The organism is Pseudomonas cyclaminis (assembly GCF_015163715.1).
Taxonomy (GTDB): domain Bacteria; phylum Pseudomonadota; class Gammaproteobacteria; order Pseudomonadales; family Pseudomonadaceae; genus Aquipseudomonas; species Aquipseudomonas cyclaminis.
In genome coordinates this window covers 1-15595 of sequence record NZ_JADDUM010000052.1, presented here as the reverse complement: position 1 = coordinate 15595, position 15595 = coordinate 1, and the positions used below count along the sequence as shown (strand labels likewise).

12 protein-coding genes and 2 pseudogenes are annotated in these 15595 nt (G+C 60.6%); 7 read left to right on the top strand and 7 right to left on the bottom strand.

The window, feature by feature from the left end:
• Positions 1-12: 12 nt before the first annotated feature.
• On the bottom strand, positions 13-729 hold the full coding sequence (locus IQK56_RS08780) for a fimbria/pilus chaperone family protein (RefSeq protein WP_191632614.1): 717 nt from the start codon (positions 727-729) through the stop codon (positions 13-15).
• Positions 730-825: 96 nt separating this feature from the next.
• Positions 826-1488 (bottom strand): DUF1120 domain-containing protein, encoded by a 663-nt coding sequence (locus IQK56_RS08775; RefSeq protein ID WP_150762429.1) that lies wholly within the window; start codon positions 1486-1488, stop codon positions 826-828.
• Positions 1489-1934: 446 nt separating this feature from the next.
• Between IQK56_RS08775 and ppx the strand changes: the two genes are divergently transcribed.
• Positions 1935-3437, top strand: a complete 1503-nt coding sequence (ppx, locus tag IQK56_RS08770) for an exopolyphosphatase (protein ID WP_191632616.1) — start codon at positions 1935-1937, stop codon at positions 3435-3437.
• Between the two features lie 192 nt (positions 3438-3629).
• Here the strand turns inward: ppx and ppk1 are convergent, their stop codons facing one another.
• Both ppk1 and hemB read right to left on the bottom strand, forming a co-directional pair.
• Positions 3630-5852, bottom strand: coding sequence for a polyphosphate kinase 1 (ppk1, locus tag IQK56_RS08765; protein ID WP_122305360.1), 2223 nt, complete (start codon positions 5850-5852; stop codon positions 3630-3632).
• A gap of 18 nt (positions 5853-5870) precedes the next feature.
• Positions 5871-6884 (bottom strand): porphobilinogen synthase, encoded by a 1014-nt coding sequence (gene hemB, locus IQK56_RS08760; protein WP_122305361.1) that lies wholly within the window; start codon positions 6882-6884, stop codon positions 5871-5873.
• Between the two features lie 207 nt (positions 6885-7091).
• Here hemB and IQK56_RS08755 point away from each other — a divergent pair, with 207 nt between their 5' ends.
• Complete coding sequence (locus IQK56_RS08755; protein ID WP_122305362.1) at positions 7092-7727, top strand: DedA family protein; 636 nt, start codon at positions 7092-7094, stop codon at positions 7725-7727.
• On the opposite strand, the gene IQK56_RS08750 is transcribed toward IQK56_RS08755, so the two are convergent.
• Positions 7708-8943 (bottom strand): sterol desaturase family protein, encoded by a 1236-nt coding sequence (locus IQK56_RS08750; RefSeq protein ID WP_193863421.1) that lies wholly within the window; start codon positions 8941-8943, stop codon positions 7708-7710. The two genes, IQK56_RS08755 and IQK56_RS08750, sit on opposite strands and share 20 nt — an antisense overlap.
• 116 nt (positions 8944-9059) lie before the next feature.
• Here IQK56_RS08750 and elbB point away from each other — a divergent pair, with 116 nt between their 5' ends.
• Positions 9060-9725, top strand: a complete 666-nt coding sequence (gene elbB / locus IQK56_RS08745) for an isoprenoid biosynthesis glyoxalase ElbB (protein ID WP_122305364.1) — start codon at positions 9060-9062, stop codon at positions 9723-9725.
• A gap of 71 nt (positions 9726-9796) precedes the next feature.
• Here elbB and IQK56_RS08740 read toward each other — a convergent pair whose 3' ends face one another.
• Together IQK56_RS08740 and IQK56_RS08735 are read right to left on the bottom strand one after the other, a co-directional pair.
• Positions 9797-10252 carry a YaiI/YqxD family protein gene (locus IQK56_RS08740; protein ID WP_122305081.1) on the bottom strand — a complete coding sequence of 152 codons (456 nt, stop codon included), beginning with the start codon at positions 10250-10252 and terminating at the stop codon, positions 9797-9799.
• A 2-nt stretch (positions 10253-10254) separates the two neighbouring features.
• Positions 10255-12149 (bottom strand): annotated as a pseudogene (locus IQK56_RS08735) (FTR1 family protein).
• A gap of 265 nt (positions 12150-12414) precedes the next feature.
• On the opposite strand from IQK56_RS08735, the pseudogene IQK56_RS08730 reads away from it, so the two are divergent.
• The 4 genes and pseudogenes from IQK56_RS08730 to IQK56_RS08715 all read left to right on the top strand — a co-directional run bounded on the left by IQK56_RS08730 (position 12415) and on the right by IQK56_RS08715 (position 15554).
• Positions 12415-13811: pseudogene (locus IQK56_RS08730) on the top strand (COG3014 family protein).
• A 10-nt stretch (positions 13812-13821) separates the two neighbouring features.
• Positions 13822-14193: a YcfL family putative periplasmic lipoprotein gene (locus IQK56_RS08725; RefSeq protein ID WP_193863418.1), complete on the top strand. Its 372-nt coding sequence runs from the start codon at positions 13822-13824 to the stop codon at positions 14191-14193.
• 29 nt (positions 14194-14222) lie between these two features.
• A complete protein-coding gene (lpoB, locus tag IQK56_RS08720) occupies positions 14223-14810 on the top strand; it encodes a penicillin-binding protein activator LpoB (protein WP_122305085.1) in 588 nt (195 codons plus the stop codon).
• A 3-nt stretch (positions 14811-14813) separates the two neighbouring features.
• Positions 14814-15554, top strand: a complete 741-nt coding sequence (locus IQK56_RS08715) for a penicillin-binding protein activator LpoB (RefSeq protein ID WP_193863416.1) — start codon at positions 14814-14816, stop codon at positions 15552-15554.
• Positions 15555-15595 lie beyond the last annotated feature (41 nt).

Genomic DNA, 15595 nt, shown 5'->3' with positions numbered 1-15595 from the left:
GTCATGGGTCGATCAGCCCCTATCGGTATTGATCGAGGCCCGATAGCTGCCCGCCGAAAAGCCGTAGACCGTAGCTGGCTGCATTTCAACGCCAGTCATACCCTCCAATAGCCCTTCAACCGTCAATGCCAGCGTTTCACCTGGCAAAACGTATGCACGCGGCAAAGTCGCCGGGGTTCCTTGCGGAAGTATCTGTATCTGCGGCGCCAGGCGTACTACGTATGCACTGTCGTTGTGAACCATGAGACGCTCTCCCACACGTCGCCACTCCAGCAGTTCCCATGGAGAGTGATGCTCAGGCAGGCCACGTGGGTGCAGGATCACCGGCAAACTCTGGCGAAGGGTGATTCCAATGGTTGCAGCGCCAGCCGCACGCGCCTGGGGGATACCCTCGAAAGTCACGCGCTTCAGCCGCTGGGTCTTCAAGGGTTCCTTCAAGGTGCTGATGAAACGGACCAATTGGGTTTCACCCGCCTCTACTCGCGTAATGGGTGGGGTCACAATCAATAGCGGCTCCACATCCTCGGGCATGTTCTGCACGACGGAATGAAGCAGCGCAGGCGCCGCATCGGTATTTTTGACATTCATTGTGGCCTCCCCTTGTTCTTCATAGAGCAAGACCACAGTTGTTTCTGGCAACATCCCATCCGCCGCCGCAAAGGGGATAAAACACAACCCCGCACTTGCACAAAATACAAAAACACAATTTATTACTGAAAGGCCATTCACTCAGTTTCCCCACAAACTTGAAGCCGACTACTTTGTAGCCAGAAAAAAAACAGCCGATAAGAAATAGTTAATTTCTAATCAGCTGTATTTTATTTCTTAGAGTTCGATGTAGCTCAATTCAAGGGTTGCGCGCCCATCAAGGGTAATCTCACGCCCCAAGTCCAATTCCGTAGTTTTGTTAATCACCGGCCTAACCGCGATAGTGCCGGTCAGTTGAGTAATGGGAGCCGGAGTGATGGCCGTGCTGCTGCGCCAGGAATGCTGACTAGGCAATTGGGCGACTTTACCGTCACCGCTCTGCCAGGCACCTGACCCGACACGCATGATGGGATACAGGGTTGTGGTCGGCGACTGAAGGTTCTTGAGAGTGATCGCGAATCCACCGGTTTTACGACCGGACACAGTGCCCAAGCCATAGTTGTGTGCCTCGGTGTAGCCTGCTCCAAGCGCATTGAGAATGCCCGGCACCTTGCTGCCGGACTGCAGGTCAACAAATTTCAGCCCGAAACGGGCGGCAGTGGTTCCGCAACTGACGGTCAGGGGCGTGGTCCTTTCCGCCAGCGGAGTGAACGCCGTAGGAGACAGTTGCCCAGACGGAATGTCGCCATAGTTGATAATGCCGCCACCGGTCATGCTGAGGTTGCAGGCGGCAGGTTTGATCGTGCCCCTGACGATCAATTCGGCACTGGTGGATGCCTGAGCGTTAAAGGCCACGGCCAGATAAGCAATACCGAGAGTCAATCCAACAATTTTCTTCATATTCAACCTGTCACTGAAAGTTTTCAGGCGTATTTATTTTTGTCTTGAATACAAACCATAAATAAATAACACCACGGCAAAATTGCCGAGTGACAGTCTGTCGCTTTGGCACTTACTAAAAGAATAAGACAACACCTTGATTATTGTGGGAGCAATAAAAATAAATTGTCGTCCGCGCCTACCCCATCAGTAGGCATAAGCAAAATAATGAATAGAACACCGACCCACAGGCTGTAGGCAAAATCAAAGTTAGTCTTAAAAGGGCCCTGAGTTAAAATCCCCTACAGAGGCTCGCGCAATTGCGAGCAGCAGCCCAGGACGACAGCCTACATTTCCTACAAACAACACCTACAGACGCCGCCAGAGACATTCCCGAAGCACAACGCGTTGGCGTCAGCGGTCGATCGTGGCACGATGGTCAGGTTATCGACCGAGACCCCCAAACCATGCCGCAATCCCAAGCCAAGAATCTGTCCCTGATCGCCGCCATCGACCTGGGCTCCAACAGCTTTCACATGGTCGTGGCCAAGGCCCAGAACGGCGAAATCCGCATCCTTGAGCGGCTCGGCGAAAAAGTGCAACTGGCTGCCGGGATCGACGACGCGCGCCAGCTCAATGAAGAATCCATGCAACGCGGGCTCGATTGCCTCAAGCGTTTTGCCCAACTGATCAACGGCATGCCCCTCGGCGCCGTGCGAATCGTCGGCACCAACGCGCTGCGCGAAGCCCGCAACCGTGGCGAATTCATCCGCCGCGCCGAGGAAATCCTCGGGCACCCGGTAGAAGTCATCTCCGGCCGTGAAGAAGCGCGCCTGATCTACCTCGGCGTGTCCCACACCCTGGCCGATACCCCCGGCAAGCGCCTGGTGGCGGACATCGGCGGCGGCAGTACCGAGTTCATCATCGGCCAGCGTTTCGAACCGCTGCTGCGCGAAAGCCTGCAGATGGGTTGCGTCAGCTATACCCAGCGTTATTTCAAGGACGGCAAGATCACCCCGGCGCGCTACGCTCAGGCCTACACTGCGGCGCGGCTGGAGATCATGAGCATCGAGCACGCCCTGCACCGCCTGACCTGGGATGAAGCCATCGGCTCGTCCGGCACCATCCGCGCTATCGGCCTGGCCCTCAAGGCCGGCGGCCATGGCACGGGCGAGGTCAACGCCGAAGGCCTGGCCTGGCTCAAGCGCAAGCTGTTCAAGCTGGGGGATGCGGAGAAAATCGACTTCGACGGCATCAAGCCCGACCGCCGCACCATTTTCCCGGCCGGCCTGGCGATTCTCGAAGCCATCTTCGACGCCCTCGAACTGCAACGCATGGACCATTGCGACGGTGCCCTGCGTGAAGGCGTGCTCTACGACCTGCTGGGCCGCCATCACCACGAAGACGTGCGTGAGCGCACCCTCAGCTCGCTGATGGAGCGCTATCACGTTGACCTGGAACAAGCGGCACGTGTAGAGCGCAAAGCCCTGCATGCCTTCGACCAGGTGGCCGAGGATTGGGACCTGGAAGACGGCGTATGGCGTGAGCTGCTGGGCTGGGCCGCCAAGGTGCATGAAGTGGGCCTGGACATCGCCCACTACCATTATCACAAGCACGGCGCCTACCTGATCGAGCACTCCGACCTGGCCGGTTTTTCCCGGGAAGACCAGCAGATGCTCGCACTGCTGGTACGCGGCCATCGCCGAAACATCCCCAAGGATAAATTCGCCGAGTTTGGTGATGAAGGCATCAAGCTGATCCGCCTGTGTGCACTGCTGCGCTTTGCGATCCTGTTCCACCACATCCGTGGCACCCAGGAAATGCCTCAGGTCAAACTGCGCGCCGATGGCGACAGCCTGGAAGTGATGTTCCCCAAAGGCTGGCTGGATGAAAACCAGCTGACCCAGGCGGACTTTGCCCAGGAAGCTGAGTGGTTGACGCGGGTGGGGTTCACGCTGAACGTGCGCTGAGTGGTTCTAAATCGACAGACGGGCTTTTTGTAGTGAGCGGGCTTGTCCCGCGCTGGGTGGCGAAGCCACCCCAATAAAAACGCCGCATCCTGCCTGACAGAATACGGCGTTTTTTTTCAGGGCCTCTTCCCAGCCCGGCGTGGGACAAGCCCGCTCACCACACCAGCCCCGCTGACACATTAGAGTCGATTTTCAGTTCACCGTCAGAATCGGGCTACCCAACTTCTCCAACAATGTCGCCTGCGCGCTGCGCGGGTTCTGGTTGCCGGTCGGCGTGTTGCGCACGTAACGGCCGTCCGACTGCAGGCTCCAGCTGTGGGTATTGTCGGTGAGGTAGCTTTCCAGCTCCTTCTTCACCCGCATGATCAGTTTCTTGCCTTCGACCGGGAAGCAGGTCTCCACACGCTTGTCGAGGTTGCGTTCCATCCAGTCGGCACTGGAGAGGAACATCTGCTCTTCGCCGCCGTTGAGGAAGTAGAAGACCCGCGTGTGCTCCAGGAAGCGGCCGATGATCGAGCGCACATGGATGTTGTGTGACACCCCGACAATGCCCGGACGCAGGCAGCACATGCCACGCACCACCAGGTCGATGCGCACGCCGGACTGGCTGGCCTTGTACAGCGCGCGGATGATCTTCGGATCGGTCAGCGAGTTGAACTTGGCAATGATGTGCGCCGGTTTGCCATCGAGGGCGAACTGGGTCTCGCGGGCAATCATGTCGAGCATGCCCTTCTTGAGGGTGAACGGCGCGTGCAGCAGCTTCTTCATGCGCAAGGTCTTGCCCATGCCGATCAACTGGCTGAACAACTTGCCGACGTCTTCACACAAGGCGTCGTCGGAGGTCAGCAGGCTGTAGTCGGTGTAGAGCTTGGCGTTGCCGGCGTGGTAGTTACCGGTGCCCAAGTGGGCGTAACGCACGATCTCACCGGCTTCGCGGCGCAGGATCAGCATCATCTTGGCGTGGGTCTTGAAGCCGACCACGCCGTAGATCACCACCGCGCCGGCCGCTTGCAGGCGGCTGGCCAGTTGCAGGTTGGATTCTTCGTCGAACCGCGCACGCAATTCGATCACCGCCGTGACTTCCTTGCCGTTGCGTGCGGCGTCCACCAGCGCATCGACGATTTCCGAGTTGGCACCCGAGCGATACAGGGTCTGGCGTACGGCCAGGACGTGTGGGTCCTTGGCGGCCTGGCGCAGCAGGTCGACCACCGGGGTGAAGGACTCGAACGGGTGCAGCAGCAGGATGTCCTGCTTGCTCACGACGCTGAAGATGTTCTCGCTGTTTTGCAGCAGTTTCGGAATCTGCGGAGTGAACGGGGTGTATTGCAGCTCCGGATGGCTGTCCAGGCCAGTGATGCTGAACAGGCGCGTCAGGTTCACCGGACCGTTGACCTGGTACAGCTCGCTTTCGCCCAGGTTGAACTGCTTGAGCAGGTAGTCCGACAGGTGTTTGGGGCAGGTGTCGGCCACTTCCAGGCGCACCGCATCGCCGTAGCGCCGCGAGAACAGCTCACCGCGCAGGGCACGGGCCAAGTCTTCGACGTCTTCGGAGTCCAGCGCCAGGTCGGCGTTACGGGTCAGGCGGAACTGGTAGCAGCCCTTGACCTTCATGCCTTGGAACAGGTCATCGGCGTGGGCGTGGATCATCGACGAGAGGAATACATAGTTGTCGCCAGCGCCCCCCACCTCTTCCGGTACCTTGATGATCCGTGGCAACAGGCGCGGGGCCGGGATGATCGCCAGGCCGGAATCGCGACCGAAGGCGTCGATACCTTCCAGCTCGACGATAAAGTTGAGGCTTTTGTTCACCAGCAACGGGAACGGGTGCGTCGGATCGAGGCCGATCGGAGTGATGATCGGCGCGATCTCGTCGCGGAAATAGCGGCGCACCCAGGTCTTGATTTTGGTGGTCCAGTGACGGCGACGGATGAAGCGGACCTGATGTTTTTCCAGCTCCGGCAGCAGGATATCGTTGAGGATCGCGTATTGGCGGTCCACATGGCCGTGCACCAGCTCGCTGATGCGCGCCAGTGCCTGGTGCGGTTGCAGTCCGTCGGCACCGGCTTGCTCACGGGCGAAAGTGATCTGCTTTTTGAGGCCGGCGACGCGGATCTCGAAGAACTCGTCCAGGTTGCTGGAGAAAATCAGCAGGAATTTCAGGCGCTCCAGCAACGGGTAAGACTCATCCAGCGCCTGTTCCAGCACGCGGATGTTGAATTGCAGTTGCGACAGCTCGCGGTGGATATACAGGCTGCTGTCATCCAGGTTGGTCACCAAGGGCACTGGCGCCGGCGCCGGCACTTCGGCCACCACAGCAGGCGGGGCCGGTTCCACCTCGGGAGGTGTCTCGGTGACTTGTTCAATCACCGGGTGAGCGTCTTTTACTGCAACTTCGGAGAGTCCTTCGGTATTCATCGAATGTTCCTGTGAGGGCTATTGTTGCTCTCTAAGCAATTGGGCGGCGCGGGCGGCAAAATAGGTCAGAATGCCATCAGCCCCCGCACGTTTAAAGGCCGTCAGGGATTCCAGAATCACCCCTTCACTCAACCATCCGTTCTGTATTGCAGCCATGTGCATCGCGTATTCGCCGCTGACCTGATAGACAAAGGTCGGCACCTTGAATTCATCTTTGACCCGCCAAAGGATGTCCAGGTACGGCATCCCCGGCTTGACCATCACCATGTCGGCGCCTTCGGCCAGATCGGCCGCCACTTCGTGCAAGGCTTCATGGCTGTTGGCCGGGTCCATCTGGTACGAGGCCTTGTTGGCCTTGCCCAGGTTCAGCGCCGAGCCCACCGCATCGCGGAACGGGCCGTAGTAAGCGCTGGCGTACTTGGCCGAGTACGCCATGATCCGCACATTGACGTGCCCGGCCAGCTCCAGGGCTTCGCGAATCGCCTGGATGCGACCGTCCATCATGTCCGACGGTGCAACCACCTGGGCGCCTGCCGCAGCGTGGGACAAGGCCTGCTTGACCAGCGCATCGACGGTAATGTCGTTCTGGACATACCCCTCTTCGTCCAGAATGCCATCCTGGCCGTGGGTGGTGAACGGGTCCAACGCCACGTCGGTGATCACGCCCAGCTCCGGGAAACGCTCGCGCAGGGCGCGGGTAGCGCGCTGGGCAATCCCGTCCGGGTTCCAGGCTTCGCCAGCGTCGAGGGACTTGAGTTCAGCCGGCGTGACCGGAAACAGCGCCAACGCCGGAATCCCCAATTCGACCCAACCCGCCGCCTCTTCAAGCAACAGGTCAATAGTCAGGCGCTCCACCCCCGGCATCGACGCCACCGCTTCCCGACGATTTTCGCCGTCGAGCACAAACACCGGCAGGATCAGATCATTCGTCGTCAGGACGTTTTCACGAACCAGACGGCGAGAAAAATCATCACGGCGATTGCGACGCAGACGAGTAGCGGGGAACAGGCGATTGGCAGGGGTAAAGCTCACGACAGACTCCTGAGCCCGGGTTTACGGGCGAGCGTTGCAGTTATAAGCGGCCATTATGACGAAGGTATGACAGTTGTGCTTATCGATGCGACCTGTAGTCGCATTCGTCGTTTATGTAGGAATTGTTCACTTCGTGACACATCTCGATACTTTCATGAATGTTCACGAAGGCGTAGGCTGCGCGTTCATTTCGCCAGCACCCAGACCATGCTTCAACAATTTCTGCATGACTTCGGCTACTTTGCCCTCTTCCTCGGGACCTTCTTTGAAGGCGAGACCATTCTGGTGCTCGCAGGCTTCCTGGCGTTCCGTGGCTACATGGATATCAACCTGGTGGTGGTCGTTGCCTTCTTTGGCAGCTACGCCGGCGACCAGCTCTGGTATTACATGGGGCGCAAGCACGGCCGCAAGCTGCTGGCACGCAAACCGCGCTGGCAATTGATGGGCGACAAGGCGCTGGAACATATCCGCAAACACCCGGATATCTGGGTGCTGAGCTTTCGCTTCGTCTACGGATTGCGCACGGTGATGCCGGTTGCGATTGGCCTGTCAGGCTACCCGCCGCTGCGCTACCTGATCCTCAACGGGATCGGTGCTGCCATCTGGGCCGCGGCCTTGGGTGCGGCGGCTTACCACTTCGGCGCGGTGCTGGAAGGCATGCTCGGCAGCGTCAAAAAGTACGAATTGTGGGTGCTCGGCGCGCTGCTGTTACTGGGCTTTGCCCTGTGGCTGCGCCGCCGCTTCAAGAACGCCCGCATTGCCCGCCAGGCCTGTGCAGACGCCAAGGCCCGGCTCGCAGCCGAGCCGGTCTCGATCGAAGCGCCTAAGACACCAGTCGAGTAAGCCGGCTTCTGCAACAGTAGAGGCCGATCACGCTGAGCAGGCTGTAACTCAGCAGCCCCAGCCAGCCCAAGCGGCTGGCCGGCCACAGCCCCACCTGCGGCGCCAGCCACACCAGCGGCACATTCAGCGCCAGGCGCGCCAGCTCGGCCTTCAAGGCCCACGGGCGATTCTCCAGGGCCACGCCAAAAGTAAATAACCCCAGCGCCATCCCACTCCAGCCCAGGACCAACGCTGCCGTGGGCAAACCCTCGCCGAAATTCATCAAATAGCTGCCAAACCCCACATACGCCGCAAACTGCAGGGCGATGTACACCTGTTGGCGCGCATCCAGCGGCACGTCGAATTTGCGGAACTGGCTCAAGTCGGGCTTGGCCTGGGGGTATTTGGCCTGCACGTCCGCCGGGCGCCAGCCGGTGCGCATGAACCAGATGCGCAACTTGTCCCACTTGCTCTCGGTACGCCGCGCATCGCTCCACAGCTGCGCATAAAACTGCAGGTTGGCCCACAGCGGGTTCCAACTGGCCAGGGGTGTGGTCACGCCGAAAACCACCGGTTCGTTGTCGTCTTCTTCCTGGAAGGTGCCGAACAGTCGGTCCCAAAAAATGAACACCCCGCCATAGTTGCGATCCATGTAGAGAGCGTTCTGTGCATGGTGGGCCCGATGATTGGACGGCGTGACGAAGAACCACTCGAACCAGCCAAGCTTGGGCACATGACGGGTATGCACCCAGAATTGATAGAGCAGGTTGAGGGACGCCACGCTGATGAACACCACCAGCGGCACGCCGAGCACGGCCAGGGGCAGGTAGAAGATCCAGCTCAACAGGAAGCCCGTGCTGGTCTGGCGCAGGGCGGTGCTGAGGTTGTAGTCCTCGCTCTGGTGGTGCACCGAGTGCGCGGCCCACAGGATATTGCGCTCGTGCCCCATGCGATGCAGCCAGTAGTAGCAGAAGTCGTAGAGCACGAAGGCGAAGACCCAGGTCCAGACGCTCTGGGCCGGCAGCTCGATCACGGCCAGGTGCTTGAGGGCGAACGCGTAGGTCAGCAGCCCCACGCCCTTGGTCAACAGCCCGGTAGTGGTGGACAGCACGCCGGTGCTGAGGCTGTTGATGGCGTCCGCCACCCGGTAGTTGCGCTGGCCGCGCCAACGGTCGGCGAGCAGCTCCACTACGATCAAGGCAATGAAAAACGGTACCGCGTAAGGCACGAAGTCCATGGGCAAGTCCGGTCTATTTTTGTTACATCAAGATTAGGTGCAGAGGCGTGAGATCCCATTGGCAACAGGTTACAAATTAGTAGACATTTAACGCCAAGACCCCAGGAGAAATGCCCATGAGCAAAAAGATTGCAGTGATCCTTTCCGGCTGCGGCGTGTATGACGGCGCAGAGATCCACGAAAGCGTGATCACCCTGCTGCGCCTGGACCAGCGCGGCGCTCAGGTCCAATGCTTTGCCCCCGACATCCCACAGTTGCACGTGATCAACCACCTCACCGGTGAAGAGATGCCCGAGTCGCGCAATGTGCTGGTGGAATCGGCGCGCATTGCCCGAGGCGAGGTGAAAGACATCAAAGAGGCCAATGCCGAAGACTTCGATGCGCTGATCGTGCCCGGCGGGTTTGGCGCGGCCAAGAACCTGTCGGATTTTGCAGTGAAAGGCGCCGAGTGCAGCGTCAATCCACAGGTGCTGGCATTGGCCGAAGCGTTTGCCGAGGCCGGCAAGCCGGTGGGGCTGATCTGTATTTCACCGGCCCTGGCTGCCAAGATCTACGGCCCCGGTGTGACCTGCACCATTGGCAACTGTGCCGACACTGCCGCCGCACTGGACAAGATGGGCGCCACCCACCAGGAGTGCGCGGTTGAAGACATCGTCGAAGACAAGGCGCGCAAGCTGGTGAGCACTCCGGCTTACATGCTCGGCAAGAACATCAGTGAAGTGGCCTCGGGCATCAACAAACTGGTGGATCGGGTGCTGGAGTTGACCCACGAAAACGACTGACCAGCGCGCACAGCACTCAATTGTGGTGAGCGGGGTTGCCCCGCGCGAGGCAAGCTCGCTCACCACAGGAGTCAGGCGGGGCGCATCAACTTGGTAAGGATGCGGTCGAGTGAGTTGGCGAACGCCTGCTTGTCCTTCTCACTGTGGGGCGGTGGCCCGCCGCCCATCTGGCCTTGCTCGCGCAGATCGGTGAACAGGTTACGCACCGCCAGGCGCTCACTCATGTTCGCGGGGCTGAACTCCTTGCCCCGTGGGTCAAGCGCCGTGACACCCTTCTTGACCAGGCGATCGGCCAGGGGCACATCGCTGCAGATCACCAGTTCGCCGGGCACGGCGTGCTCCACCAGGTAATCATCCGCCGCATCCGGGCCGCTGGGCACGACGATCAGCTTCACACAGGCAAAGCTCGGCTTGATCTGACTCTGCCCGGCCACCAGCACCACCTCGAACTGGCGCTTGAGGGCGAACTTGACCACCTGGTCCTTGGCCGCCCGAGGGCAGGCGTCGGCGTCGATCCATACCCGCATGATCAAGCCGCCACGCGGCGTTTTTCGGCCAAACGGCTGCGGCCATACAGCACCACAATCGCCAGGATCGCCACCGCCTGCGCGCTCAACGAATACGCGTCGGCGTGGATGCCCAGCCAGTCGAAGTCAAAGAACACCACCGGCCGCGTGCCGAAGATGCCGGCTTCCTGCAACGCCTTGACGCCATGCCCGGCGAACACCACCGACAGTGCGCACAACAGCGCTGCGTTGATGCCGAAGAACAGCGCCAGCGGCAACCTTGCCGAACCACGCAGGATCACCCAGGCCAGGCCCACCAGCAGCACCAGCGCCGTGGCACCGCCCGCCAGCACGGCGTTGTGCCCGGCCGGCCCGGCTTGCAGCCACAGGGTTTCGTAGAACAGGATCACTTCGAACAACTCGCGGTATACCGAGAAAAACGCCAGCACGGCGAAACCGAAACGCCCACCGCCGCCCACCAGGCTGCTCTTGATGTAGTCCTGCCACGCCGCTGCATGGCGGCGGTCGTGCATCCACACCCCCAGCCACAGCACCATCACACTGGCGAACAGGGCCGTGCAGCCTTCAAGCAATTCGCGCTGGGCGCCGCTCACGTCAATCACGTACGCCGCCAAGGCCCAGGTGGCCAAGCCCGCGAGCAACGCCAGGCCCCAGCCTACGTTAACGCTGCGCACCGCCGATTGCTGGCCGGTGTTACGCAGAAAGGCGAGGATCGCCGCCAGCACCAGAATCGCTTCCAGGCCTTCGCGCAGCAGAATCAGCAGACCCGAGATGTAGCTCAACGACCAGCTCAAGCCATCGCTGCCCAACAACCCGGCGGATTCGGTGAGTTTGCCTTTGGCTACGTCCAGGCGCTGCTGCACCTGCTCAAGCGGCAAGCCGTCCTGCAACGACTGCCGATAGGCCATCAGGGCCTTCTCAGTGTCCTTGCGCACGTTGGCGTCGACGTTATCCAGTGAGCTTTCCACCAGCTCGAAGCCTTCCAGATAGGCCGCTACGGACAGATCGTAAGCTTGTTCGTGGTCGCCATTACGGAACGCGGCGAGGCTCTTGTCCAACGTCGTCGCGGTGTAGTCGAGCAACTGCGCCGGGCCACGCTTGACCTGCGGCGGCTGCGCCCGCTGGGCGCGGAAAGTGGCGGCAGCGGCCGGGCCGTCGGCGGCCAACACTTCGTTGGGGGTTTGGCGAGCCAGATCGGCGAGGTTGAACGGCTGCTCAGTTTTTGCCGTCGCCGGGTCAGCGGTGAAGCCGGCGATGTACGTGGCCAGGTCCCAGCGCTGACGGTCGTCCAACTGGTCGGCGAAGGACGGCATATCGGTGCCTTCGACGCCCAGGCCCAGGGTGTTGTAGATCGCGTAGAGGCTCAGGCGATCCAGGCGCGCGGTATCGCGCAGGTTAGCGGGCGGCGGCGTGAGGCCCACGCCCGCCGGGCCATCGCCGGCGCGGCCGTGCCGTGGCATACCGAGCAATGCTGGGCATAGAGCGGTGCGCCGCGTGTCGGGTCCGGCGTGATAGCCGGGGCCTGGCTGACTTCATACGCCACAGCCAGCTTGGCGCCCAGCTGACGGGCCTGACGAGCGACAGTCGCACCGTCCTCGTGCGCTTTGACGGCTGACAGTAATTCATCAACGCCCTTGACCAACCCGGCGCGCTCAGGCCTTTGCGGCAAGTCCGCCACCAGCCCCTGCAACACCCCGAGAAACTCCACCTGCTCGCGGTATTCCGAATCATCCACCACCTTGCCCGCCTCCACCGTCGGCGGGTAGTCAGCGCCAATGTAGTCCAGTAAATGCAAGGCTTGTGGCGCGCCTTCGGCAGTCGCGGCCAACAGGTTGAAGCTGCACGACATCAACGCCGGCAACAACAGCCAGGCGAGAAAACGGAAGGGGGCAGTCATGAATGAATCTCAAAGGGAAATACGAAGTAACACATTGTTAGGGCTTCAGGGGTTTGACTCAAGCCGTAAGTGATCTGGCGTGGTTAAGGACGAGGACTTTAAAGCGAAGTAGTGGCATTTTCGTGGATTGAATCACGGCAAAAAGCCATTGTTTTGCCAGTAACGGCGCCTATAATGCCGCCCCTGTTAGTGCGAAAGGGAATTTCATTCCTCGTTTTTATGAGGAATTACCACACCGGTTGACTACTTTCAGGGAAGAAGTTGCATGGCACTTCGCGCCTTACCTCCGCTCGCGCTCGTGGCGGTCACCTTGCTCTCCGGCTGTTCGATGTTCCGTAGCTACGACTCCGAGCTGCAAGCCACCAACCAGCAACTGGCCATTGGCAATGTCGACGGCGCCTTGACCCTGCTGGAAAAGAACAACACTGGCGACGACAAGGACCTGCTGTATTACTTCGAGAAAGGCGAGTTACTGCGAGCCAAGGGTGACCTGACCGGCAGCCAGACCGCCTGGCGCAGCGCCGACCTGCAAGTCTACAAGTGGGAGGAATCGGTCAAGTTCGACAGCGCACGGTACCTTTCCCAGTTCGGCAGCTTCCTGGCCAACGACAAAGTGCGTCGCTACGAAGGCTATGACTACGAAAAAGTCATGCTGACCACCCAGATGGCCCTGAACCTGCTGGCCCTGAATGACTTCGACGTGCGCGCACCGAGATCAAGAAAACCCACGAACGCGAAGCCGTGATCGCCGACCTGCGCGACAAGGAATACCTCAAGCGCGAGGATGATGCCGAGCGCCAAGGTGTGACCACCCAGATGAAAGACCTGAGCGGTTACCCGGTGGAAGCCCTCGACGCACCGGAAGTGGTTGGCCTGAAAAACAGCTACCAGAGTGCCTTCAGCCATTACCTGGCCGGTTTCGTCTACGAAGCCCTGGGTGAAAAAGACCTGGCCGCACCGGGTTATCGCAAGGCCGCGGAGTTGCGCCCTGACACCCCGTTGCTGGAAATGGCCCTGCTGGATCTCGACAAGTCCAAGCTCGGCGCCGATGAAACCGACGTGCTGATCGTGGTTCAGAGCGGCCTGGCGCCAGCCCGCGATTCGATCCGCCTGCCGCTGCCAATCCCGATCAACGGCAACCTGGTGATCACCCCGCTGTCTTTCCCGGTGATCAAGGCCGACAGCTCCACCGCCACCTTCGCCCAGATTGGCGTCGACGGCCAGCAACAGAACCTGACTGCCCTCAATAGCACCACAGCCATGTCGCGCCGAGCCCTGCGCGATGACATGCCCGGCATCATCCTGCGCACCACCGTGCGTGCGGTCACCCGTGGCGTGGCACAAAACAACCTGAACAAGACCAACCCCATGGCGGGCCTGGTGCTGGGCATCGCCTCGGCCGTGACCGAAGGCGCCGACACCCGCACCTGGCGCACCCTGCCGGACATGACCCAAGTCACCCGCCTGCGCCTCAAGCACGGCGAGCATCAGGTCAGCCTGCCCAATGCCCTGGGCGGCACACGAGTGACGGTCAAGGCCGACCAGCGCTACCAGGTCATCACCCTGCGCGTGGTCGGCAACCAGGTGTTTGCCGGCGGTCTCGCGGCGCGTGTGGTACCGAGCACGCCGCCCCAGGCCATCGCCACCCTCAAACAACCTTAAGGAGCACGCTATGCGTCATTTCGTCCTCGGCGCCCTGGCGCTGGTCCTGCTTGCCGGCTGCGCCACCCCGCCGCCGCCGGAACCCGGCAGCGCCGCGAGCAAAATCGTGGTGATGGGCAAGTTCAAGGGCATCGCCGTCGGTGCCATTCGCGTGGCCCGCGAGAACGGCTTTCTCACCGCCAAGGTGCAGTTGAGCAATATCACCAGCAGTAACCAGACCCTGTATTACCGCTTCGCCTGGCTGGGTGCCGACGGTTTCCCGGTGGGCGATGAAGACACCTGGAAAGTGCTGAATCTGTACGCCAATCAGGCCACCTTCCTGCCGGCCATCGCCAATCTGCCCCAGGCAGCGGACTTGCGCCTCGAAGTCAAAACCCCTTGAGCCGTCCACCCTTCTTGAGAGATTTCTCCATGTTTGCACGCGTTTCGATGCTCGCCGTGGTGGCCGTCCTGGCCAGCGGTTGTTCCAACACTTCGCCCGTGCTGGGCAGCAAGAACATCAACTACGGCGACACCAAGGCCGTGGAAACGGTCACCAACGAGTTCGGCTCCACCGACCTGCAGATGATCGCCGAAAGCATGACCCGCTCCCTGGCCCAGTCCGGCATCCTGCAAGGCCGCCCGGTGGTGCAGGTGTATGACGTGAAGAACAAGACCAGCGAGTACATCGACACCCGCGAGATCACCACGTCAATCAAGACCCAGTTGATGAAGACCGGCACCGCACGCTTCGCCAGCGACAACACCGACATGCAAAGCCAGGTCGACCAGCTGAAATTGCAGAACCAGAGCGGCTTGTACAAGAAGTCCACCGTGAGCAAGACCGGCAACATGGTCGCGGCCAAGTACCGCCTGGAAGGCTCCATCAGTTCCATCGTCAAGCGCAGCGCGGACTACAAAGACGTGTTCTACAAGTTCAGCCTGCAACTGATCGACGTCGAGAGCGGCCTGGCCGAATGGATGGACGAAAAAGAAATCCGCAAGACAACGGAGCGCTAAGCAATGCGTGCATGGATCGGTTTGATCAGCCTGCTGTGCGCCTTTGGCGCGTCGGCCGCGCCGAAGATCGCGGTGACCGACCTGGCCTACGAGGCGCGGGTTGAGGAATACATCCACCAGGTCTCGGCCAGTAACAATTTTCAAGCCAGCAGCTACCAGGCCAGCGGCGCGACGAGCTACAGCGAGTACGAAAGCCGCAACAGCTACATCGAGCAGACCGAGCTGCGTAAATTCAGTGGCGATATCAAGGGTGAGATCCTCAAGTCCCGCCAGTTCCAGCTGGTCCAGGGCACGCCTTACACCGCCGATGCCAAGGGCGACGTCTATGACGTGATCAAGCGCATCAAGGCCGGCCACTTCAAGGGCGCGGACTACGTGCTGTTCGGCACGCTGTCAGACATCGACTTCACCCAGGACCTCAACGCCCTGGACCACACCAACAGCTACTCGGCGGTGCTGGGCCTGACGCTGGTGGCGGATTTCAGCCTGATCAACACGCGCACCTTTGAAATCACCTCGGCATTTACCGCCATGGGCGAAGGCCAGGACACCAAACTGGTGAACAACCGCGACGTGCGCGTCAGCCTGAACCGGCCGCGGGTGGTGAAGGAAGTGTCGAAGGCATTGGGTGAGGATGTAGCGCGGCAGTTGGCAGAGCAATTGGGCGGCGGCAGTCAAGCGCCTGGCCAGCCGGTATTGCGCAACAACCTACCAAGGGATGAAGCGCCGAAAATCCTGCGCTGAGCCTAAGCTTTACAGCCAACCACAAAATCAATGTGGGAGGG

Coding starts and splice junctions, on each gene's coding strand:
- ppx (WP_191632616.1), top strand. CDS start 1,935: ATGCCGCAATCCCAAGCCAAGAATCTGTCCCTGATCGCCGCCATCGAC.
- elbB (WP_122305364.1), top strand. CDS start 9,060: ATGAGCAAAAAGATTGCAGTGATCCTTTCCGGCTGCGGCGTGTATGAC.
- IQK56_RS08755 (WP_122305362.1), top strand. CDS start 7,092: ATGCTTCAACAATTTCTGCATGACTTCGGCTACTTTGCCCTCTTCCTC.
- lpoB (WP_122305085.1), top strand. CDS start 14,223: ATGTTTGCACGCGTTTCGATGCTCGCCGTGGTGGCCGTCCTGGCCAGC.
- IQK56_RS08715 (WP_193863416.1), top strand. CDS start 14,814: ATGCGTGCATGGATCGGTTTGATCAGCCTGCTGTGCGCCTTTGGCGCG.
- IQK56_RS08725 (WP_193863418.1), top strand. CDS start 13,822: ATGCGTCATTTCGTCCTCGGCGCCCTGGCGCTGGTCCTGCTTGCCGGC.
- IQK56_RS08750 (WP_193863421.1), bottom strand. CDS start 8,943: ATGGACTTCGTGCCTTACGCGGTACCGTTTTTCATTGCCTTGATCGTA.
- ppk1 (WP_122305360.1), bottom strand. CDS start 5,852: ATGAATACCGAAGGACTCTCCGAAGTTGCAGTAAAAGACGCTCACCCG.
- IQK56_RS08775 (WP_150762429.1), bottom strand. CDS start 1,488: ATGAAGAAAATTGTTGGATTGACTCTCGGTATTGCTTATCTGGCCGTG.
- IQK56_RS08740 (WP_122305081.1), bottom strand. CDS start 10,252: ATGCGGGTATGGATCGACGCCGACGCCTGCCCTCGGGCGGCCAAGGAC.